This window comes from Streptomyces parvulus (assembly GCF_014648855.1).
In the GTDB taxonomy this organism is placed as follows: Bacteria; Actinomycetota; Actinomycetes; order Streptomycetales; family Streptomycetaceae; genus Streptomyces; species Streptomyces parvulus.
Genome location: NZ_BMRX01000019.1, coordinates 1 through 21662, shown reverse-complemented (window position 1 = coordinate 21662; position 21662 = coordinate 1). Strand labels below are relative to the sequence as shown.

General features: G+C 72.2%; 19 protein-coding genes. 6 read left to right on the top strand and 13 right to left on the bottom strand.

Going from position 1 to position 21662, the window contains the following annotated elements; all coding sequences use genetic code 11:
- The first annotated feature begins 15 nt into the window (after positions 1 to 15).
- Together IE108_RS30505 and IE108_RS30500 are read left to right on the top strand one after the other, a co-directional pair.
- The gene (locus tag IE108_RS30505; RefSeq protein ID WP_064726351.1) at positions 16 to 1233 is read left to right on the top strand and encodes a phospholipase D-like domain-containing protein; all 1218 of its coding nucleotides are present in this window, start codon (positions 16 to 18) and stop codon (positions 1231 to 1233) included.
- Between the two features lie 92 nt (positions 1234 to 1325).
- On the top strand, positions 1326 to 2492 hold the full coding sequence (locus tag IE108_RS30500; protein ID WP_064726352.1) for a PP2C family protein-serine/threonine phosphatase: 1167 nt from the start codon (positions 1326 to 1328) through the stop codon (positions 2490 to 2492).
- A gap of 38 nt (positions 2493 to 2530) precedes the next feature.
- Here the strand turns inward: IE108_RS30500 and IE108_RS30495 are convergent, their stop codons facing one another.
- From IE108_RS30495 to IE108_RS30485, 3 genes are read right to left on the bottom strand one after another with little or no spacing between them, the layout of a single operon-like run.
- Positions 2531 to 2929: an STAS domain-containing protein gene (locus IE108_RS30495; RefSeq protein WP_189397801.1), complete on the bottom strand. Its 399-nt coding sequence runs from the start codon at positions 2927 to 2929 to the stop codon at positions 2531 to 2533.
- Between the two features lie 4 nt (positions 2930 to 2933).
- Positions 2934 to 4061, bottom strand: coding sequence for a cobalamin B12-binding domain-containing protein (locus IE108_RS30490; RefSeq protein WP_189397800.1), 1128 nt, complete (start codon positions 4059 to 4061; stop codon positions 2934 to 2936).
- Positions 4058 to 5671, bottom strand: a complete 1614-nt coding sequence (locus IE108_RS30485; protein ID WP_079163405.1) for a PP2C family protein-serine/threonine phosphatase — start codon at positions 5669 to 5671, stop codon at positions 4058 to 4060. Before IE108_RS30485 ends, IE108_RS30490 begins: the two co-directional genes overlap by 4 nt.
- A 172-nt stretch (positions 5672 to 5843) precedes the next feature.
- Here IE108_RS30485 and IE108_RS30480 point away from each other — a divergent pair, with 172 nt between their 5' ends.
- Together IE108_RS30480 and IE108_RS30475 are read left to right on the top strand one after the other, a co-directional pair.
- Positions 5844 to 6218, top strand: a complete 375-nt coding sequence (locus IE108_RS30480; protein WP_064726353.1) for an STAS domain-containing protein — start codon at positions 5844 to 5846, stop codon at positions 6216 to 6218.
- A 70-nt stretch (positions 6219 to 6288) separates the two neighbouring features.
- A complete protein-coding gene (locus IE108_RS30475) occupies positions 6289 to 6678 on the top strand; it encodes an ATP-binding protein (RefSeq protein ID WP_064726354.1) in 390 nt (129 codons plus the stop codon).
- A gap of 110 nt (positions 6679 to 6788) precedes the next feature.
- Here the strand turns inward: IE108_RS30475 and IE108_RS30470 are convergent, their stop codons facing one another.
- The 4 genes from IE108_RS30470 to IE108_RS30455 form a co-directional block, all read right to left on the bottom strand.
- Complete coding sequence (locus IE108_RS30470; RefSeq protein WP_064726355.1) at positions 6789 to 7346, bottom strand: dihydrofolate reductase family protein; 558 nt, start codon at positions 7344 to 7346, stop codon at positions 6789 to 6791.
- Between the two features lie 97 nt (positions 7347 to 7443).
- Positions 7444 to 9714 (bottom strand): excinuclease ABC subunit UvrA, encoded by a 2271-nt coding sequence (locus IE108_RS30465; protein ID WP_064726356.1) that lies wholly within the window; start codon positions 9712 to 9714, stop codon positions 7444 to 7446.
- Positions 9715 to 9802: 88 nt separating this feature from the next.
- A complete protein-coding gene (locus tag IE108_RS30460) occupies positions 9803 to 10570 on the bottom strand; it encodes an ABC transporter permease (protein WP_064726357.1) in 768 nt (255 codons plus the stop codon).
- Positions 10560 to 11543, bottom strand: coding sequence for an ATP-binding cassette domain-containing protein (locus IE108_RS30455; protein WP_064726358.1), 984 nt, complete (start codon positions 11541 to 11543; stop codon positions 10560 to 10562). Before IE108_RS30455 ends, IE108_RS30460 begins: the two co-directional genes overlap by 11 nt.
- A 491-nt stretch (positions 11544 to 12034) precedes the next feature.
- Between IE108_RS30455 and IE108_RS30450 the strand changes: the two genes are divergently transcribed.
- Together IE108_RS30450 and IE108_RS30445 are read left to right on the top strand one after the other, a co-directional pair.
- Positions 12035 to 12877, top strand: coding sequence for a TetR/AcrR family transcriptional regulator (locus IE108_RS30450; RefSeq protein WP_064726359.1), 843 nt, complete (start codon positions 12035 to 12037; stop codon positions 12875 to 12877).
- A 224-nt stretch (positions 12878 to 13101) separates the two neighbouring features.
- Positions 13102 to 13749: an LmbU family transcriptional regulator gene (locus tag IE108_RS30445; RefSeq protein WP_269465970.1), complete on the top strand. Its 648-nt coding sequence runs from the start codon at positions 13102 to 13104 to the stop codon at positions 13747 to 13749.
- Between the two features lie 138 nt (positions 13750 to 13887).
- On the opposite strand, the gene acmL is transcribed toward IE108_RS30445, so the two are convergent.
- The 6 genes from acmL to IE108_RS30415 all read right to left on the bottom strand — a co-directional run.
- Positions 13888 to 14928 (bottom strand): 3-hydroxy-D-kynurenine methyltransferase AcmL, encoded by a 1041-nt coding sequence (acmL, locus tag IE108_RS30440; protein WP_064726360.1) that lies wholly within the window; start codon positions 14926 to 14928, stop codon positions 13888 to 13890.
- A gap of 55 nt (positions 14929 to 14983) precedes the next feature.
- The gene (locus IE108_RS30435; RefSeq protein WP_064726361.1) at positions 14984 to 16246 is read right to left on the bottom strand and encodes a kynureninase; all 1263 of its coding nucleotides are present in this window, start codon (positions 16244 to 16246) and stop codon (positions 14984 to 14986) included.
- A 71-nt stretch (positions 16247 to 16317) separates the two neighbouring features.
- Positions 16318 to 17160, bottom strand: coding sequence for a tryptophan 2,3-dioxygenase (locus IE108_RS30430; RefSeq protein ID WP_079163406.1), 843 nt, complete (start codon positions 17158 to 17160; stop codon positions 16318 to 16320).
- Positions 17157 to 18050 carry an alpha/beta hydrolase gene (locus tag IE108_RS30425; RefSeq protein ID WP_064726362.1) on the bottom strand — a complete coding sequence of 298 codons (894 nt, stop codon included), beginning with the start codon at positions 18048 to 18050 and terminating at the stop codon, positions 17157 to 17159. Before IE108_RS30425 ends, IE108_RS30430 begins: the two co-directional genes overlap by 4 nt.
- Positions 18051 to 18054: 4 nt before the next feature.
- Complete coding sequence (locus IE108_RS30420; RefSeq protein WP_064726363.1) at positions 18055 to 18687, bottom strand: DUF6875 domain-containing protein; 633 nt, start codon at positions 18685 to 18687, stop codon at positions 18055 to 18057.
- Between the two features lie 71 nt (positions 18688 to 18758).
- The coding region (locus IE108_RS30415) for a thioesterase domain-containing protein (protein ID WP_189397798.1) at positions 18759 to 21662 on the bottom strand (2904 nt) is incomplete at its 5' end.

The following is a 21662-nucleotide window of genomic DNA, read 5'->3' as shown; positions in this document are numbered from 1 at the left end:
TCGGAAGGAACAGGAATGAGCAGTATCCAGGAGGTTTCGTCGGCCACCCCCGAATCGGGGGACGACGGGACGCGGACGGAAGAACGAGCACAGCGCATACGGCGCCGCCTGGAGCGCCTGATCGGCATCGCGGCCACCGAGGGCAACGCCCTGCTCCCCCTCCGCAACGGGGACGAGATCTTCCCGGCGATGCTCGACGCCATCCGCTCGGCCGAGCACACCGTGGACATGATGACGTTCGTCTACTGGAAAGGCGACATCGCCCGCGAGTTCGCGCACGCCCTGGCGGAGCGCGCCCGGGCCGGCGTCCGCGTGCGGCTGCTGCTGGACGGCTTCGGCAGCCGTCTCATCGACAGCGACCTGCTCGCCGAGATGGACCGGGTCGGCGTCCAGGTCGCCTGGTTCCGCAAGCCCGCGCACCTGTCGCCGCTCAAGCAGAACCACCGCTGCCACCGCAAGGTCCTGGTCGTCGACGAGCAGGTGGCGTTCACCGGCGGCGTGGGCATCGCCGAGGAGTGGTGCGGCGACGCCCGCAACCCGGGCGAGTGGCGGGACACCCACGTCCAGCTGCGCGGCCCGGCCGTGGACGGCATCGCGGCGGCCTTCGCCCAGAACTGGGCCGAGTGCCACGAGGAGCTCTTCGACGACCGCGACCGCTTCGCCGAGCACAGCCCCCACGGCGACGCGGTGGTGCAGGTGGTGCGCGGCTCGGCCAGCTTCGGCTGGCAGGACATGCAGACCCTGATCCGGGTCATGATCGAGTCCGCCGAGGAGCGCTTCCGGCTGACCACCGCCTACTTCTCGCCGGACGCCTACTTCATCGAACTCCTGTGCGCCGCCGCACGGCGCGGGGTGGAGGTGGAGATCATGCTGCCCGGACCGCACACCGACAAGCGGGTCTGCCAGCTCGCGGGTCAGCACTACTACGAGGACCTGCTCGCCTGCGGGGTGAAGATCTACGAGTACCAGCCGACGATGATGCACGCCAAGGTCATCACCGTGGACCGCACCGCGGCCCTGGTGGGTTCGACGAACTTCAACCGGCGCTCCCTCGACCACGACGAAGAGGTCATGCTGGCCGTCCTGGACGCCGGTTTCACCGCGACCCTGGACGAGCACTTCGAGGCCGACAAGAAGGCCGCCGAGCCCATCCGCAAGCGCGCCTGGAAGCGGCGGTCCGTGCTCCAGCGGGCGCGCGAGGCGGCCGTCCAGCCCATCCGCCGCTTCCTGTGAGGGCCGCCCCGGACGGCCGGCCACCGAGGGCCGACACGTCGGTAAAATATGACAGACCCGCCGGAAGCGGTACGCACGGGAAGCGAAGACACGTGGACAGACTCACCTCGGTGGAGCGCGCGCTGCGAGCGGCCACTCCGAACGCACTCCTCGACGTCGTGACCGTGGCGCTCATGGAGCAGTACGGCGCCTCCCGCGTCGAGCTGCGCATGGCCGACTACGGCATGCGCTCGCTCCAGGCGGTCGAGACGGTGCCGTTCACCACCGAGCCGGTCCTGATCCACGACAGCCCGCAGGGCCGGGCGTTCGGGTCACAGGAGCCCTTCGTCGTCGACGACCCCGACGGACACGCGGTCACCGTCCACCTCCCCGTCACGATCCGCGGCGACCGGCTGGGCGTCCTGTCCGTGACCTTGCCGGAGGACCGCCACGCGGACGCGCTGATCCCGGAGATGCAGCACCTGTGCGACGTCCTCGGCCACGAGATCCTCGTCGCCGAGCGCGACACGGACCTGTACGTCCTCGCCCGGCGCGCCGCGCGCCTGACCCTCGCGGCCGAGATGCAGTGGCAGTTGCTGCCCGGACGGGCCTGCACGCGCCCCGAGTTCTCCCTCGGCGGCCACCTGGAGCCCGCCTACGCGATCTTCGGGGACAACTTCGACTGGTCCGCGTCCGCCGACCACCTGACGCTGACCGTCACCAACGGCATGGGCGCGGGCATCGAGGCCGCCCTGCTCACCAACCTCGCCGTCAACGCCATGCGCAACGCCCGGCGCGCCGGACTGGGCCTGGCCGACCAGGCGGCCCTCGCCGACCAGGCGGTGTACGCGCAGTACCGCGGTGCCGCGTACGTCTCCGTCGTACTGCTCCGCTTCGATCTGGCGACGGGGGACGTCGAGGCCGTGGACGCCGGTTCGCCGCGCATGTGGCGGATGCGGGAGGGGGAGGTCGACGCCCTGCCCCTGGAGGAGCAGTTGCCCCTCGGGATGTTCGAGGACACCACGTACACCTCCGAGCACTTCCGGGTGCTGCCCGGCGACCGCCTGCTGATCGGGAGCGACGGGGTCTACGAATCGGTCTCCCCGGAGGCGGAGAAGTACGGGGAACGGGCGCTGGCCCGCTCGCTGACCGCCGCCCGGCTGCTGCCGCCGCAGCAGGTCCCCGGGGCCGTGCTGCGCGAGCTGGCGACGTACCGGGGCAGCACGCCGCTGGACGACGACGCGCTGGTCGTCTGCCTCGACTGGTACGGGCGGGACTGACGCACCGGCCGCACGCCGGAGGGGTGGGTCCGCCGCGGTCAGGCGCCCGAGCCGGGTGACTCCGAGGCGGTCTGCGCCGTCTCCGCCGACGGCAGGGCCGGTGCGGGGGACGTCAGGTGCTCCAGGGTGCCGGTGACGGTGAGCAGCCGTTCCAGCGCGGGCCCGGTGTTCTCCAGCCGGAACCCGATCTCCCTGCGCGCGGCCAGGCGGTGGACCTGCAGCAGGACGGACAGGCCCGTGGAGTCGATGTCCTCCAGCCCCCGGCAGTCCAGTAGCAGGGCCCGGGCGTCCCCCCGCTCGCTCAGCGCGCGGCGCACGGCGTCGAGGATCCCGTCCCCGGTGTCGTAGTCGAGGTCGCCCCGCAGGGCGAGGGACACGACGTGCGGGCGGGGGTCGGGCTGGACCACGACGAGGGGGGCGTCGGGATAGGCGGTCACGATGTCATTCCAGCGTCTCGGGGTCAGGGGCGGGGCCGAGCGCGGCGCGCCCGGCGTCGAGGGTGCGGCGGGTGCGCGGGAAGTCCCGCAGCTGTTCCTCCAGGAGGTCCAGGGCCGGCAGCAGGGAGAGGGCCGGCACACCGCGGGCGGCGAGGATCTCCCCGGTCCAGGAGAGGAATCCGGCGAAGAGGTCGCAGTCGTCGACGTAGAGGGCGGCGGCCAGGAAGTCGACGATGTGGGCGATGTCCTCGGCGGTGCGTTCGCGCTGGGCGTCGTCGTAGCCGGCCATGGCGGGGAACCGCTGCTCCAGTCGCTGGAACGTCTCCCGCACGAGGCTGCGGGCGGTCCGGCCGACCATCGTGTACTCCTGGTCGGCCAGGTGCGGCAGGTCGTCGGTCGCCTGGTGCGGCGGGCGCGGAGCGGGCAGCGGCCCGGCGGCGAGCCGGTCGGCGGCCGCGCGGGCCTCGGGCGCCCAGGCGTCCGCCCCCAGCAGCGACGCGTAGCGGCCGTCGGCGGCGAAGCCGAGGCCGCCGACCATCACCGGCACCCCGACGGCCTGCACCGCGGTGATCGCGGCGTGGGCCGCGGGCAGCCGGGTGGACAGCGCGGCGGACAGGCACACCGCGTCCGCCCCGGTCCGGTGGACGTGGCTGATCAGGTGGGCGGTGGGCACCTGCGCGCCGAGGTAGCCGACCTGCCACCCGCGCAGGCGCAGGGTCTCCGCCAGCAGCCGGGCGGGCAGCGCGTGCCACTCCTTGTCCACGCAGGCGACCGTGACCTTCCCGAGGACGGTGTCGGGGCGGCGGACGGGCAGTGCGCCGATGACGCGGTCGTTGATGGCGGTGGCGGCGTGTTCCTCGGCGACGGTCATCCGGTTGGCGGCCCACTCGACGCCGACCCGGTGCTGGGCGGCGCCGATGACCTCCAGCAGGACCGTCTCCGGGGGCAGACCGGCGTCCAGGGCGCCCGTGACCACGTCCTGCGCCCAGTACTCGTCCGCCGCCCGGACGGCGCTCCAGAGCTTGTCCGCCCAGTCGGAAGCGCGCTCGTCAGCCGTGGACGACACGAGGCGGGCCCCTACGCGGTGGCGGGCGGGCTCGCCGTCGCGTTCGGGGGCCGGGGTGGCCGTCACGCGGTGTACCTGCCGGCGGTCGTGCCGTCCACGGCGCTCAGATGCGCGCCCTTGGGAGCGGTGATGGCGAGGACGGCGATGTCGTCGTGGCGCCCGTCGCCGACCCACTCGGCGACCAGCATCTGGATCCGCTCGACGACGGCTTCGGCCGGCATGCCGGCGCACTCGCCCAGGACGCGCCGCAGGCGCTGCTCACCGAATATGGCGTCGCCGAGCGGCCCGCCCTTCGCCTCGGTGACCCCGTCGGTGTAGAGCAGGCAGGTCTCCCCCGGCGCGAGCCTTATGTCGGCGGTGCGGGAGGTGATCCGGGGCAGGACGCCGATCAGGGAGCCGCCGGTGTCGGCGGCCTCGACGCCGCCGTCGCCGCGCACGATCAGCGGGGCCGGGTGACCGGCGGCGGTCAGCCGCAGCAGGACGTCGCGGTCCTCGCGGCGGACGGACGCCATGACCATGGTCACGAAGCGGGTGTGCCGGCTGTTGAGCAGGGAGTTGTTCAGCAGCCGCAGCATCCTGGCGTGGTCGTCGCCCATGGGCAGGAGTGCCTGGAGCGTGTTGCGGATCTTGCCCGTGAGGACCGCCGCCTCCAGACCCTTGCCGCACACGTCGCCGAGGACGGCGAGGGAATCGGCGCATTCCTCACCGGGCGGGTGGACGTCGTAGAAGTCGCCGCCGATCCGGTCGGTGTCGACACTGGGCCGGTAGCCGCCGGCGAACTCCACGCCCTGCACCTGCCGCAGGGCGGGCGGCAGGAGGTCGCGCATGAGCGTCTCGGTGATCGTGTTCTGCTCGGCGTACAGGCGCGCGGCGGACATCGCCGCACCGGCGCGGGCGGCGAACAGGCCGGAGAACGCCTCCTCCGATTCGGTGAAGGCGGTGCGCGGCGCCCGGCGCAGCAGCACGAGGGCGCCGGCCGGCACGCCGTGGCCGGGCAGCGGGGTGATCGCCAGCGAACCGACCTCGCCGAACCCCTCGGGGACCAGCCAGTCGGGCGCGGAGGCGGGTTCTATCCAGCGCGAGGGCACCGGCGGGAAGCCCTGCAGCGCCTCCGCGAGCCCCGGGACGGTGGGCACGGCGCCGACGGGAACGGTGCTGTGCTGGAGAGTGCCCTGAGGGTCGCAGACGACCATCGGAGGCCGCTTGGCCCCGGTCGGCGCGATGACCACGGCGGCGTCGGCGAGCCGGCCGGCGGCCAGGCGGGCGGTGACCTCCATGCACCGGGACAGGTTCAGCGAGGCCAGTAAGGCGCTGGAGGCCTCGGCGAGGAACCGCGTCCGCTCGCGCTCCAGTTCCAGTTCCTGCACCGCCGAGCGGTGGGCGGTCTCCTCGACCAGCCACCACGCCGTGTCTCCGCCGGGGAGCACCGAGGGGCGCGCGGAGAAGAATCCCTCCCCCACCTCACCGTCGGCTCGTGTCTCGCCGGCCGTGCGGTGCGCGTCGGCGAGCCAGGCGGGCGACGTCAGGGTCTCGGCGACCCGGGCCTCCGGCAGGAGCCCCGCGGCGGCCTCGTTGAGTTCCACTACATGACCGCCCTGATCGACGACCACCACCGGACAGGGGGCCGAGGTCACGCTCACCACGCTGGTGCGGGAGCCGTCGGGGGAAGTAGTCATGAATGAAGGACCCTTTCGTCGGGCCCTCACCTCGTTCCGGATCAGGTAGGGGACAATTGCCAACTGACAACAATCCCTCAACGAGGGCACACATGCAAGCTTGCCCCCGACCCTCACCGCGTACCCCGCCCCGGACTCCCCGAACGAGTCGGCGACCTGCAAGAATCCTGCCATGGGAGTCGAAGCTGAGGTGACCGTGACCACGGTCGACGAGGTGCGCATCGTGCAGGCCGTCGGGGAGTTCGACCCGGACGGCGACGAGAGCCTGGCCGAAGGCCTGGTCCCCCGGGCGGGCGGCGGCCCCCGGGGGACCGTCCTGGACGTGGCCAAGGTGACCTTCGCCGATTCCTCCTTCCTCCACACGCTGCTCGCCGCCAAGGCCGAGCACGAGCGGGCCGGTGTTCCCCTCGTGCTCGCCCAGGTCCCGCCGGTCGTGCAGCGGCTTCTCGCCCTCACCGACGTCACCGGCGCCTTCGACCTCACCTCCGACGTCCCGGCCGCGGTGGCCCTCGTCAGAGCCCGCCACGACGAGGCCGGGCGGCGGTGAGCGGGATACGCCGCGAAGGGTCGGGCAGGCGCGGGGTGAGCGGAGCGGACGAAGGGGGTGAAGGAGGCACGTGACGACTGCAGAGACGGAGGCGGACCGCTTGGAACCGCCGGTCAACGCCGCCACCGCCCGCGACCGCGTGCGGGGACTGCTGCAGACGCGGACTCCCGTCCCGTCCCCCAGGGCCACCGACGACATCCTGCTGGTGGTCACCGAGCTGGTCACCAACGCCAAACGGCACGGCGGCGGCCTCACCGCCTTCGAGGCCCGGCTCGCCGAGGACTCGATCACCATCAGCGTGAGCGACGCGTCGACCGTCGTCCCGCACACCGACCCGCGCGGCGGGTCCGTCGCTCCGGGCGGGTTCGGCTGGCCGCTGGTCCAGCTTCTGAGCCGCGAGGTGTCGGTGCACACCACCGCGGCCGGCAAGACGATCCGGGCGGTCCTGGGCACCGCCTGATCGGCGCGGCGGAGACGCCGCCCCAAGAGCATCGCGCCCGAAGCCCTGGCCGCCCACCGCCGCACGGAGCCACGGCGGCGCGGCCGGGGTCGTCGGTGTCGGCGCAGGGGTCAGCGGGTCCGGTAGTGGGCGTGGATCAGTCCGCTGTCGAAGGCCCGCTGCTCGACCAGGTCGAGGTCGAGGCGCACACCGTCGGGGAAGAACCGCTTCCCGCCGCCGACCACGCTGGTGGTGATGAACAGGTGGTACTCGTCCACCAGGCCGGCCGCGATCGCCTGGGCCGCGAGGTTCGGGCCGTCGACGGTGAGGTCGGCGGCGGACTCGGCCTTCAGCCTGCGGACCGCCTCCGGGTCGAAGGTCCGCTCGATCCTGGTCTTCGCGCTGGACACCGACTGGAGCGTCGTGGAGTACACGACCTTCTCCGCGGCCTGCCAGTCGCGGGCGTACTGGAGGATGTGCGGCGGCTGGGCGGGCTCGGTGTGCGCGGTCTCCCAGTAGACCATCGTCTCGTACATCCGCCGTCCGTAGAGATAGGTGCCGACGGGGCGGAAGAGGTCGTTGATGAAGGTGTGCACCTGCGGGTCCTCGGCCCCGGTGCCGAGGCCGCCCTCGGCCGCCTCGGCGTAGCCGTCCAGCGAGGTGAGCATCGAGTAGATGAGCTTGGCCATGACTCTCCTTCGGTACGGACGCGCCGGTCTGCCCGGGCGTCCGACGACCCTGACCGCGACGGGGCCGGAAACTCATCGGTCGGGCCGGTCCCCGGGGTCAGACGCGGGCCGGGTGCGCGAGGTCCCGGCGAAGGTGCGCCGCGGTGTGGGAGTCGGTGGTCTTCAGAAGATCGGCCGGGCTTCCTTCGAACAGGATCCGTCCGCCGCCGCTGCCCCCTTCGGGACCGAGATCGATGATCCAGTCGGCGCTCCTGACGACGTCGAGGTTGTGCTCGATGACGATGACGGTGTTGCCCTGGTCGACGAGGCGCTCGACGATGCCGAGGAGGCGGTGGACATCGGACATGTGCAGACCCGTGGTGGGTTCGTCCATGACGTAGACGCTTCCGACGCGGTGCAGGTCGGCCGCGAGCTTGAGGCGCTGGCACTCGCCGCCGGAGAGGGTGCTGAGCGGCTGCCCGAGGCGGAGGTAGTCCAGGCCGACCTCGTTCAGGGCGTGCAGGACGGGGCGGAGCCTGGGCTCCGTGAAGAAGTCCGCCGCCTCGGCCGTCGTCATCTCCAGGACGTCGCTGATGGAGCTGCCCCGCAGGCGGTGGCCGAGGACGTCCGCGGAGAAGCGGCGGCCCCGGCAGACCTCGCACACCGACTTCAGCGTGTCCATGAACGCGAGGTCGGTGTAGAGGACGCCGAGCCCCTGGCAGTTGGGGCACGCGCCCTTGGAGTTGGCGCTGAACAGGGAGGCGCTGACCTTGGCGGCGCCGGCGAACAGTTTGCGGATCGGGTCCATCAGGCCGGTGTAGGTGGCGATGGTGGAGCGTCGGCCGGTGGTGACCGCCGACTGGTCGATGACGATCGCGTCGGGGTACCGGCCGAGGAACTCGTCGTTGACCAGGGTGCTCTTGCCCGAGCCGGCCACACCGGTGACGACCGTCAGGACGCCGGCCGGGAAGGCGACCGTCACGTTCTGGAGGTTGTGGCTCGTCGCGTCGGTCACGGCGAACGTCCCGGTGGCGCGGCGGGGTCCGGTCTTGAGCGGCAGGCGGTGCCGGAGGAGGCGCCCGGTGAGGGTGTCGGCACGGGTGAGTGCGTCGAAGCTGCCCTCGAAGACCACTTCGCCGCCGAGCGTCCCGGCCTTCGGGCCCATGTCGACCACGTGGTCCGCGATGGCCATGACGTCGGGGTCGTGCTCGACCACGAGCACCGTGTTGCCCTTGTCCCGCAGGGCGACGAGGAGTTCCTTGAGCCGGTGCACGTCGCGGGGGTGCAGGCCGACGCTCGGCTCGTCGAACACGTACAGCATCTCGGTGAGGTTGCTGGACAGGTGGCGGACCATCTTGATCCGCTGGGACTCGCCGCCCGAGAGCGTGCGGGTCTCCCGGTCCAGGCTCAGGTAGCCGAGGCCGATGTCGACCAGGTGCCGCAGCCGCGTGGTCAGGTCGTCCAGGACCGGCTTCACCCGCGGCAGGTCCAGCTCCGCCAGGAGCTGTGCGAGGTGCCGGACCTCCAACGCGGTGAGGTCCGCGATGTGGTGGCCGCCGATCCGGGTGGCCAGCGCGGCGGGCGCGAGGCGGGTGCGGTCGCAGTCGGGGCAGGGGGCGGTGCGGGCGAACCGCTGGAACACCCGGCGGCCCCGCTCGGACATGTCCTCCTTCTTGACGTAGAGCCTGGTGAACTTGTCGACGAGGCCCTCGTAGCGGACGTTGAGCGTGTTGCCCTGCCAGAGGAGGCGGATCCTGTCCGGCAGTTCGCCGTGCAGCAGCAGTCGCCAGTCCCGTTCGGAGAAGTCGCCCAGCGGCTTGTCGTTGTCGAACAGGCCGGACTCCACGTAGCTGAGCCAGTACCAGCTGTCGGTGGAGAAGTCCGGGTGCAGCAGCGCGCCCTGGTTGAGGGACCTGGTGCGGTCGAGGAACGCGTCGAGATCGAGGCGGACGGTCGTGCCGAGGCCCTCGCAGGCGGGGCACATGCCCTGGGGGTCGTTGAAGGAGAACGCGCTCGCCGGCAGGCCCGCGGGTTCGCCGGCCCGGGAGAAGAGGAGCCGCAGCAGGGGGTTGACGTCGGTGACCGTACCGACGGTGGAGCGGGGGTTGCCGCCCAGGCGTTTCTGGTCGATGACGACGGCCGCCGAGAGGTTCTCGACGGCGTCCACGTCCGGCCGCCCGTGGCCGGGCAGGAAGGTCCGGACGAAGGCGCTGAAGGTCTCGTTGAGCTGCCGCTGGGCCTCGGCCGCGAGGGTGTCGAACACCAGGGACGACTTGCCCGAGCCGGAGACGCCGGTGAAGACGGTCAGCCGCTGCCTCGGGATCTTGAGCGAGACGTTCTTGAGGTTGTTCTCCCTGGCACCGGTCACCTCGATGGCGTCGGACCTCACGTGTGCTCCTTGCTCGTGCGGGTGGGCTCCCCCTCCGGGGGAGGTAAGGGGGAGCCCGGTCTCGGGTGGGCCTGCGGGCGGTGCGCCGTCAGGCGTTCTCCTTGCGGAAGGTCCGCGTGCCCCACATCAGGGCGAGGACGGCCATGACCAGCAGCACCAGGGAGCCGGTCAGCAGCGCCGTGGCACTCATGTCCCCCCGGAACGCGGCGCGTTCGGCGTCGACCACGTGGGTCAGGGGATTGATCCGGGCCAGGTTGTACAGCCAGCCGGGCGCCAGTTGCTCGGAGACCGGCAGCAGCACCCCGGACAGCAGCAGGAGCGGCAGGAGCACGGCGTTCATCAGCGCGGGGAACGCGGCCTCGCTCTTGAGGACCATCGCCAGCGCATACGAGCCCGAGGACAGCGTGATGGCCAGGACCGCGGCGATGGCCAGGCTGAGCAGCAGCCCGCCCGGTGAGGCGTCGAGGTCGAAGACGAGCAGCGTCACCAGCACGATCAGCACGGACTGGGCGGTGGCCTGCACCGCCTGGGCCAGGACCTTGCCGAACAGCAGCGCGGCCCTGCTCGCGGGTGTGCCGCGGAAGCGGTCGACGACGCCGACCCGGTACTCGGTGAGCAGTCCCACCCCGGCGAAGGAGCCGCTGAACAGTGCCGTCTGGACGATGAGGGCCGGGGTGAGGACCTCCCAGGCGCCACCGGGCGGGAATCCGGGGGTGTGGTCGACCACGGACACCATGAGGGGTCCGAAGAGGAACAGGTACAGGAGCGGCTGCATGATCCCGATGAGCAGCCAGGTCGGGCTGCGCAGCGCGAGCTTCATGTCCCGCACGAAGATCAGCTGGGTGTCACGCAGCATGGGCGGCCTCCCTGGCCTCGGGCGCGGGGTCGCCGTCGCGCAGGGAGCGTCCGGTCAGGCTGAGGAACACGTCGTCGAGGGTGGGGCGGTTGACCTTGACCGAGGCCATGGTGATCCCCCGTCCGTCGAGGGTGCGCAGCAGTTCCGGCAGGGCCGCGTCGCCGCGGGGCACCCGGAAGCGCACGGTGTCGCCGTCGACGCTCACCTCGGTGGCGCCGGTCAGCCGCCCGGCGATGCCGGCGGCCTCCGTCACCTGGTCGGCCACCTCGATGGTGATCGCGTCGCCGGCCACCCCGGCCTTGAGTGCGTCGGGGGTGCCCTCGGCGACGATCGCGCCGTGGTCGGTGACGAGGATCCGGTCGCACAGCGCGTCCGCCTCGTCGAGGTAGTGCGTGGTGAGGAAGACGGTCGTGCCCTGCTCGGAGCGCAGCCGGCGGACGTGGTCCCACAGGTTGGCGCGGCTCTGCGGATCGAGGCCGGTGGTGGGCTCGTCGAGGAAGACGAGCGTGGGTTCGTGGACCAGCCCGAGAGCGATGTCGAGCCGGCGGCGCTGCCCCCCGGAGAGCGTCTTGACGGGGCGCTGGTCCAGGCCCGCGAGGTCGAGCCGCTCGGCGAGGAGGGCTCCGCGCCGTCGGGCCTCGGTGCGGGACAGGCCGTAGAGCCGGGCCTGGAGTTCGATCTCCTCGCCGACCCTGGACTCGGGCCAGGTGGCGCCGCCCTGGTGGACGCAGCCGATCCTGCGCCGGACGCCCTGGGGGTCCGTCAGCAGGTCGCAGCCGGCCACGGTCCCGGTTCCGCCGGTGGGGCGCAGCAGGGTCGTGAGCATCCGTAAGGTCGTGGTCTTGCCCGCTCCGTTGGGGCCGAGGAACCCGACCACCTCGCCGGGCGCGACGTCGAAGTCGATGCCCTTGACCGCTTCGACACTCTGGCCGCGCACGGTGAAGCGGCGGGCGAGTCCTCGTACGGTGATCATCAGTTGCTCCTCTCGTCCCGGCGGTCGTCCGCCCGGCTCGCGGCGCCCGGCCGGGATGGCGGCCGCGCCGTGCGGCTCGTCACGACCGGCCATCGGCCGCCGCCTGGTGATCGGCGGAGGGTGAGGCCGCGCGTCCGGGGCCGCTCGCCCTCCGGAATGGCCGGATCGTCCCGGCACCGGCCCGTCGCGCCGTCCTACGCTCCGGCAGGGCGGGGCGCACCCTGGCGGGGCGGGGAAGACGTAGCGGGAGCGGCCGACTTGGGGTCGGACCGGCGAGTTCGTCGGGACGGTCGGCCTCGAACGCCATGCGGGCCATCGGCGACGTGGTGCGCGTGATGTCGGTGACCTGGACGGACGAGACGGGGGGCTCTGCCATCGAAAACCTTCCGCGAACATGCGGGCATACCGGGGCGGGCATCCACCCGGCTGGTATCCTTACAGCGTAAAGAGATGCGTCGGTGAGGTTACTTTACGCAGGAAGGAGTCGCAAGGTGGTTGTTTTCGCCGGACAGGGTGATGCCCGCCGGTCCATGTCCCTGCTCTGGCGATCGGCCGAATCGGAGGGACCCGCGTCCAAACCCGGCCCGAAACCCAGACTCGACGTGGACATGATTATCGCCACGGGTGTCGCGGTGGCGGACGAACAGGGAATGGCGGCCCTGTCCATGCGGGCGGTGGGGACCCGTCTGGGGCGGACCGCCATGGCCCTCTACACGTACGTGCCGAGCAAGAGCGAACTGGTCGACCTCATGCACGACCGGGTGCTGGCCGAGCTGCCCACTGAGTACGACACGAGTGCGGGATGGCGCCCGGCGATCACCGCCTGGGCAGACGACGCCTGGGCGTTCTATCTGCGCCACCCCTGGGTGCTGCAGGTCTCGCAGGCCCGTCCCGTCCTCGGGCCGAACGAGTACGCGCGACTGGAGACGGTGGTGCGGATCCTGGGCGGAGTCGGCCTGGAGCCCCTGCACCTCAGGCGGGTCATCGCCGCGTTGTTCCAGTTCGTGAGGGGTATGGCCCTGGTCGCGACGGAACACCGGCAGGCGGCGCCGGAGACCGGCGTGCCCGACGAGGAGTGGTGGGCGCAGCGGTCCGCGCTGATGACGGAGTTCGCGCCGGACTTCGCCGAACGGTTCCCCGCCCTGGCGGCCCTGGAGTCGACCGCGAGTCTCGCGGCCATGACCGAGGCGGAGGCGGGTGGCGCCGCGTCACACATGGAGCAGGAGGGAAGGGAGGCGTTCCGGGTGGGTCTCGACCTGATCCTGGACGGCGTCGAGGCGGCCGTGCGGACGGATTCCGACGGCACGCTCCACGCCTCGGCCGGCACCCCCTGAGCGGTCCGTGCGGTCCGGGCGGGCCTGCACGATCAGGCATGCACCATGCTCCCGAAGCGATCGGCATCGAACCCGATTGCCTCCCAATCGGCCACCTCCGGCCGGAAATGTTCATTGACGGTATCTCGAACGGTGACTACCGTTTTTTCAGCTTGCGCCCTTGATGGCCGAGGGCTCGACGAATGGTGCGAGATGCATCACGCCCCGATTTCAGGAGAAAGCCGGTGCAGCACATCGCCAAGTACGACCGGAGTGACCGTCAATTACCATTCGGCCGCAGAGCGGCCGAGGCGGCCCGCCCGCGCAGGCCGGGCGAGCAGGAACGAATTTTCACCACCCGGGTCGGCCTCAAGATACCGTCCAGCCTCACGTACGACCGCTGGGAGAAGGCCGGCCAGCACATCTTCCAGATCGCCGACTCCTCCGCCTGGTGCCTGGGCGACTGGCTCGTCTACGGCCAGGACCGCTACGCGGACCGCTACCAGACCGGAGTGCAGGCCGCGGGACTCGACTACCAGACGCTGCGCAACTACGCGTGGGTCGCACGCCACTTCGAGCTCTGGCGGCGGCGCGAGACGCTGAGCTTCGGCCACCATGCCGAGGTCGCCTCGCTGCCGCCGGCGGAGGCCGACACCTGGCTCGACCGTGCGGAGCAGCACAGCTGGTCGCGGAACCAGCTCCGACTGCGGCTGCGGGAGAGCCGCAGAGGAGACCGGCCCGCCGTGCCCGCACGGGCCAGCCAGCTCCGGATCAGCGCCCCTGGTGACCGTGTCCAGCGCTGGCGGGAGGCCGCGTCGAGAGGAGACCGGGACTTCGAGGAGTGGGTCCTGCTCACGCTGGACCGCGCCACCGCGCACGAGCTCGGTCCCTGACGTCCACGACCGACTGACGGCACGACTGCCACCCCCCAGGGCTGAGGGCTCCACGGTGCGGACCGTGGAGCCCTCAGTGCTGCCGCCCGCACCGTGGGCGCGGCCGGCGGGCACGAGGGCCGGCCGCTCGCCGGGGCCTCACTTGACCGCGCTGATCACACCGTGCGGCGTCCACTGGCCGCCGGGCAGCCGCTCGGGCTTCACGAACCCGGCCGCGGCGAACCACTCCTCGTACTGGCCCCACCGGTGGATCGTGCTGGCGGCGGCCGGGAGTGTCGCGAAGTACACGTTGTCCAGGGCCGCGTACAGCGGGCCGTCCCCGCTGTCGTCGGACATGGCGTTGAACACCAGCACGCGCCCGCCGTCCGGCAGCGCCGCGTGTGCCTTGCGCAGCAGCCGTATGTTCTCCGGCGGCGACCAGATCACGAGCTGGTTGGCGAAGAGCACGCAGTCGTGGCCCGTGGGGTAGGTGTCGGCGAAGATGTCCGCGGCTCGCACGGAGATCCGGTCGGACAGGCCGTGCTCGGCGATCTTCTCGCGGGCGATCTCCACCGTGCCGGGGAGGTCCAGGACGGTGAACTCCACACCGGGGTTGGCCCGCGCGAGGGCGATGGCGTTGACGCCGTCGCCGCCGCCCACGTCGAGCACCCGCCGCACCCCGGTGAGGTCGGCCTTCTCGACCAGCACGGGGTTGGACAGCCGGGACCAGGACCGCATGCAGCGGTAGAACAGCTGCTCAAGGCCGGGGTCCGCGGACAGCCGGTGGTAGAGGTCCTCCCCCGTGCCCTTGATCCGCCGCAGGCCGACGTTGGTGTTCTCGCGCAGGGACGCGATGAAGTCCACCTCGGCGGGCCGGACGATCCGCTCCTCGTACTCGACGAGATCCTCGATGATCTCCCAGGTGCCCTCCGCGAAGAAGACGTTCAGCACGTCGGCGTTCTCGTAGCCGTCGTCCCGGCGCACGGTCAGGCCGAGGGCGGTGGTGCCGAGCAGGAGGATCTGCACCGGGCGCTCCTCCAGGCCGAGTTCGCGGCCGATCTCCGGCCCGGTCAGGCCCGGCCGCCGGCTCAGGAGGGTGAACAGGCCCAGGTCGCTGCCCGCGCGGAGCATCTGGAAGGCGGAGGAGCCGAACAGGATCTGTACCAGACCGTCGGTGGTGAGCGGGGATGCGTGAGCCATGGGCACTCCGAATCGACTGAGGTGGAGAGGGTGATGTGCGGTGCGGGGGGGGAGGTCAGGTCACCCGGGCTAGGCCGGCGGGCCGGGAGGTGTGGCCGCCCTCGGCCACGACGTCGCGGATCCGGGCCAGCGCGTCCCAGACGTCGGTGAACCGGGTGACCAGTGGGGACAGACCGATACGCAGCCGGTCCGGGACCCGGTAGTCGCAGACGACCTTCGCGTCCGCGGCCAGCGCCTGGCAGATCCGCCAGGCGTCGGGGTGGTACAGGGACAGGTGGGAGCCGCGCCGCCGCGGCGGACGGGGCGAGGCGGGACGGAAGCCCAGCGGAGTCAGCCAGGCGTCCGCCAGTTCGTCGGCCAGCCGGCCCAGCCGCAGTCCCTTGTCCCGGATCCGTGCCAGGCCGGCCTCCTCGACCACGGCGAGGGCGGGATCGATCGCCGCCAGCGACACCAGCGGCGGGGTGCTCACCAGGAACCGCTCGATGCCGGGCACCGGGTCGTAGTCGGGCCCCATCTCGAACTGCCCGCGCTGCCCGTACCAGCCCCACACCGGCTGCCGCAGCCGGGACTGCAGGTCGCGCCGCACGTAGAGGAAGGCGGGTGAACCCGGCCCGCCGTTCAGGTACTTGTAGGTGCAGCCGACGGCGAGTTCCGCACCGGTGCCGGCGAGGTCGACGGGGACGGCTCCGGCAGCGTGCGACAGGTCCCACACCACCCGCGCGCCGACCGCGTGGGCCAGGTCGTTCACCCGTGCCATGTCCAGCAGCGCCCCGCTCCGGTAGGACACCAGGGACAGCACCACCAGCGCGACGTCACCGTTCAGTTCCGAGCGCAGCGTGTCGGGTTCGAGGCCGCCGTCGAGGTCGGACGGCAGCCGCACCAGCCGCAGCCCGCGCTGCTCGGCCAGGCCCTGGACGATGTACCGGTTGGTGGGGAAGTCCTCGGCGTCCATCAGGACGGTGCCGCGCCCCGGTGCCGCGTCCAGTGCGGCGGCGGCCAGCTTGTAGAGGTTGACCGACGTGGAGTCGGAGATCACCACCTCGCCGGGTCCGGCGCCGAGCACGTGCTCGGCGAGGCGGTCCCCGAGCCGCGCGCCCCAGTCGATCCAGCCCTGCCACGACCGCACCAGTCCCCCGCCCCAGCCCTCCTCCACCACCTCCCGCAGCACCTGCGGCGTGGCCGCGGGCAGCGGGCCCAGCGAGTTGCCGTCCAGGTAGATCAGCTCGGGGTCGGCGATGACGAAGCGCTCGCGGAACGCGGCGAGCGGATCGGTCTCGTCCAGTTCCTCGGCCACCCTGCGCGGGGTCGCGCTCACCATCGGCCCTCCTTCTGTCTCGTGTCGTCCGTGTCCGCGGGTCCGCCGCCCGCGGGGAGGCCGCGGGCGTCCGGTCAGAGCGTGGAGCGCACCGACCACAGTTCCGGGAAGAAGCGGTGCTCACTGATCCGGGCGAGCCAGGCCACGCCCTCCGTGCCACCGGTTCCGGGCTTGTCGCCCAGCATCCGCTGCACGGTGACCAGATGGGTGTAGCGCCAGCGCGCGAAGTGGTCGGCGGTGTCCGTCAGCGCCTCGGCGAGCAGATGCAGGTCGCGATGGCGGCCGGGGTCCCGGTAGACCGACCGCCAGGCCTCCTCGACCTCCGCACCGGCGCGGTAGGGCCGGGTGACGTCCCGGTGCGCCGAGTCGTCCGGCGCGAGCAGGCCGCGGCGGGTCAGGAGCGCGAGCGCGGCGTCGTACAGGCTCGGCTCGTGCAGCTGGCCGACCACCGCGTCGTGCCCCGCCGTGTTCCGGTGCGGCGCGGCCATCGCGGCGTTCTTGTTGCCGAGCAGGAACTCCAGGCGCCGGTAGCCGGCCGACTGGAAGCCGGAGGCCGACCCCAGGACGTCCCGGAACTCGGCGAACTCCACGGGGGACAGCACGGAGAACGTCTCCCACGAGACCAGCAGCACCTGCTGCACCCGCGCGGCGCGGCGCAGCGTCCACAGCGCGTCGTCGAGCAGGTCGTGCGCCAACTGGTCGCGTGCCGCGGTGAATTCGGTGTGGAGCAGCTTGAACAGCAGCTCCTTGACCTGGCTCATGATGATGAAGCCCGGCTCGGTACGGGCCGAGCTGAGTGGATGCTGCAACGCCAGCAGCTCGTCCATGCGCGCGTAGTGGGCGTACGGGGTGGTGTCCGACGGGGTGGCGGCGGACAGCGGGCACGCGGGGCCTCGGGTGGTCTGTTCGGTGGTCATGCCGTCGTTCCTTCCAGTCCCATCTGCGCGAGGACCGCGTCGCCCAGCCCGGTGCCGGGCACGCCCAGGTCGTAGGGGAGGTCGAAGTGGTCGCGCCGATCGGCGACGATCTCCGTCACGGCTGCCCGGGGGCGCAGCGCCGTCACCATCCGGTCGTGCTGGCGGACGTACTCCTCGGTCTCGTTGCCGCCGCGGGCGATCACCGCCGCGGGCAGCCGGGCCGGCAGCCGGAGGATCGGGCTGTTCCGGCGCGCTGCGGTCTCGTCCAGCCGCAGCGCGTCGTTGACGTAGGAGAGGCGGACCGGCTCCAAGTCGTACATGCCGCTGAGGAGCACCGCCCCGGCGATGCGGCCGGAGACGTCGGGGCCGGCCGACGGATCGGGCAGCAGGGCCATGGCGGCCAGGTGCGCACCGGCCGAGGTGCCGCACAGGTGGAGGCGGTCCGGGGCGAAGCCGAGCCCGTCCGCGTGCCGCAGCAGCCAGTCCACGGCCCGGCGGACCATGCCGGCCATGGCGTCCGGGCCGGTGTCCGGCGCCAGCCCGTACCCGATCACCGCGACGGCAGCGCCGGCTGCCAGCAACGGCGGTACCGGGAAGGCCGATTCGGCGCGGCCGAGTGCCTGCCAGTTCCCGCCGTGCACGAACACCAGCAGGGGCGCCCGGCCGGCCGCGGGCCCGGGGAAGTAGTCGAGTCTCTCCGCCGGGTGCGGGCCGTAGGCGAGGGCGGTCCGCACCGGGTGGGTCCGGCGGGCGGCCTCGCTCAGCCGCCGGTATTCGCGCAGGTATGCGTCCAGGCTTGCCACGCGGGAACTCGGCGAGTACTGCCGGTCCAGCGTGGCCCGGTCCATGCCCCGGTACACGGCGGCTCCGGCGGGCGGTGCGTCGCGCATGCGCTCAGCTCCCCGGGGCGTGGGCGGCGCGGGCCCGCTCGTACACCTCGGTCAGCACCGGGTCGATGCCGTGCGACCCGCTGCGGTAGCGGGCTCCGAAACGGCTCGCGTACTCCTCGAACCACTCCCGCCGGTCGGCGAGGAACAGCACGTCGTGGATGGCCATCGACCGCACCGCCATCATCGGCACCGGTGCGTGGCTCACCTCGAACACCGGGTTGCGCGCGGCCTTCTCCTCGCACTTCTCGTGGAACTGGGCGATCATCAGCCCCCGCCGCACGCTCTCCGGTTTCAGTGCGGTGTGCGCCGCGTCCAGCAGGTGCAGGTGCTCGGCCGGCAGGTCCGGCAGGACGAGCAGCAGCGAGCGCAGGTTCGGGTTGCCGGACTTCCAGTCGACCTCGCTGAACTCGTCGAGGCCGCAGCGGACGATCTCGTCGATCAGGGTCTGGCTCGGGGTGGGGCCGACCAGTCGGACGCGGATCTCCAGGGCGTCGGCGCGCTGGGCGGGTTCGACGAACGGGCACACCGGGCCGGTGCGTCCGAGTTCGGCGTGCGGCCGGCGGATGTACTCGCTCAGCCATTCGTCCACGGCGGCCAGGGCCTTGGCCACCTCGACGGGGAGTACGTCGGTCAGCATCAGTGTCAGTCCTCGGGTGTCGGTCCTCGCGGACAGCGGAGGGCGGGCTCCTGGTAGGCGGCCCGCGAAGGTCACTCGTCGCCGGTGAGCTCATGGAGCTTGGCCGAGAGGACGCGGCCGATCTCGGCCAGCGTGTCCGGGCGGGTCAGCATCGACCCGTGGTCGCCGGGCACCGTGTGGGCCTCGACGGAGCCGCGCACGTACGGCCGCCAGGCCTCTGCGGTCACCGGCGGGTCCTGCTCCTCCGAGCAGGCGAACAGCAGCAGGTCTCCGTCGATGGGGCCGGGCCGGTAGTCGACGGTCAGGTGGGTGTTGTTCGCCGAGATCTCGGTGATGGTCGTGAGCCGGTCCTCTTCCAGGTTGGCCAGCACACTGCCCTGGCGGCGCAGGATCTCCCGCGCCTTGGCGAAGGTCATCCCCTCGTCGTCGTGGTGGCTGCCGTCGTCGACGAGGCCCACGTGGAACAGGAGCATCACCCGGTCGTCCGGGGCGGGCACGTCGGCGTGGGTGAGGCCCTGCCAGTCGGGGATCACGTCGAGCACCGCGACCAGCGCCACCGGTTCGCCGCGCCGCTGGAACTCCGCCGCCAGCGCGTGCGCGCACAGCCCGCCGAAGGACCAGCCGGCCAGGTGGTACGGCCCGTGGGGCTGCACCCGCTGGATCTGGTCGGCGTAGTCCACCGCCATCTCCTCGATGCTGGCGGGCCGGGGTTCGGGCCGGGCCAGACTGCGCGCCTGGATGCCGTACAGCGGGTACTCCGGTCCCAGGTGCTTGATGAGCGCGCTGTACGACCAGCTGATGCCGCCGCCCGGGTGGACGCAGAACAGCGGCGGCCGGCTGCCCGCGGTGCGCAGCGGCAGCATCACCTCGTACGAGCCGTCCGCGTCGTCGACGTCGAGCCGGGCCGCGATGCCCGCCGGTGTCGGCGCTTCGAAGAGGCTCCGCACGCCCAGCTCGACGCCGAAGGCGGCGCGCAGCCGGGCCATCAGCCGGGTGGCCAGCAGCGAGTGCCCGCCCAGGTCGAAGAAGTCCTCGCTCACACCGACCACCGGCCGGCCGAGGACCTCCGCGAACAGCTCGCACACCACCTGCTCCTGCGGGGTGGCCGGCGCCCGCCCGATGTCGGCGCGCTCCGGTTCGAGCGCCGGCAGCGCGGCCCGGTCGAGCTTGCCGTTGGAGGTGAGCGGCAGCCGGTCGAGCGGGACGACGGCGGCGGGGCGCATGTACTCGGGCAGCCGGCGGCGCAGGTGCTCGCGCACGGTCATGAGCAGGGCGCCGGTGCTGCGGCCGGTGGCCGGACTGGTGGTCCAGGAGGAGAGCGGCGTGCCCGGACCGGCCGCGCCCGTGGAGGCGTAGGTTCCGACGGGGACGCCCTCGCCGAGCAGTTCGCGCTTGACGTAGGTGAGGTCGAGGGCGGCCGGGTCGTGCCCGTTCCAGCTGACCGCCGTCCAGTAGCCGTACTTCTCGCCCAGGCGGTGCAGGTCCTCCGGGTCGGCGCCGGCCGTGTGCCGGACGTCCGCCGCCGTCCCGGACTCGGACGCGCGCTGTGCGGCGAGGTCGGCCGCGATGCGCGCGTGGGGTACCCCGGTGACGCGGAGCCGGTCGGGCCGGGCGCTGCCCAGGTGATCGGCGAGGGCACCCGGGTCACGGGTCCAGGGCCGGGTGGGGGCGTCGTCGAGGGGGTGGGTGGTGATGCCGGTCTTGTAGAGGGTGGCGTCGTAGCGGTAGCGGGTGAGTTCGTTGTGGGCGGTGCCGCGTTTGAGCTGGACGTCGGTGCCCGCCAGGTCGGGGACGTGGTGGGCGAGGGCGGTGAAGTACTCGGGGTCGACGAGGAGTTCCTTCTCCAGGACCAGGCTCTGCTCCACGGCGCGGCGGATCGCGGCCGTGTCGTCCGGGTCCTCGGCACGTGCCGTCTGCACGCCCGAGGCGAAGGTCCGCAGCAGCCGCGGGTTGCGCAGGTCGCCCAGGAACAGGGCGCCACCGGGTGCGAGCAGGCGGAAGGCCTGTTCGACGACCTGTGTCAGGTAGCCGGCGTTCGGGAAGTACTGCGCGACCGAGTTGAGCACGATCGTGTCGAAGTGGCCTTCCGGTAGCTCGCCGTGCTCGTGGGCGGCCTGTACGCGGAGCCTGACCCGCGGGGCCAGTTCGGGGTCGGCGTCGACCCGACGCCGCAGCTCGTCCACGACGACCTGGGAGAAGTCGGTGCCCCAGTACTCCTCGCACTCGGGCGCCAGTCCGGACAGCAGCAGGCCGGTGCCGACACCGATCTCCAGCACGCGGCCGGGCTGGAGCGCCCTGATCCGTTCGAGCGTGGCCGTACGCCACTCCCGCATCTCGGGCAGCGGGATCGGCTCGCCGTCGTAGCTGCTGTTCCAGCCGGAGAAGTCATCGCCGAGCGTGGAGTCGGGCGCCGCGTAGAGCGAGTCGTAGAGGTCTCGCCACTCGCCGATCTGGTCCCGTTCCTCCTCGTCCACCGTCGGTCCGCCGGAGTCGGGGACGATGTAGGCGATCAGACGGGTGCTGCCGGGCCGGTCGTGGTGGGCGACCACGGCGGCCTGGCCGATCGCCGGGTGCTCGGTCAGAACATGCTCGATCTCCCCCGGCTCGATCCGGAAACCCCGGACCTTCACCTGCTGGTCCACACGCCCCACGTACTCCAGATCACCCTCGGCATTCGCCCGCACCAGGTCACCCGTGCGGTACATGCGAGCACCCGGCACGGGAGCAAACGGGTCCGCCACGAACCGCTCCGCGGTCATGCCGGGCCGGTGCAGATAACCGCGCGCCAGACCCGACCCCGCGATATACAACTCACCCGTCACCTGCGGCGCCACCGGCCGCAGCCACGCATCCAGCACATACACACGCGTGTTGGCCATCGGCCGGCCGATCGGCACCGTCACGCCCCCGCCAAAGGGGCGCGGCACCCGATGATGCGTGGCGAACGTCGTGGTCTCCGTCGGCCCGTACCCGTC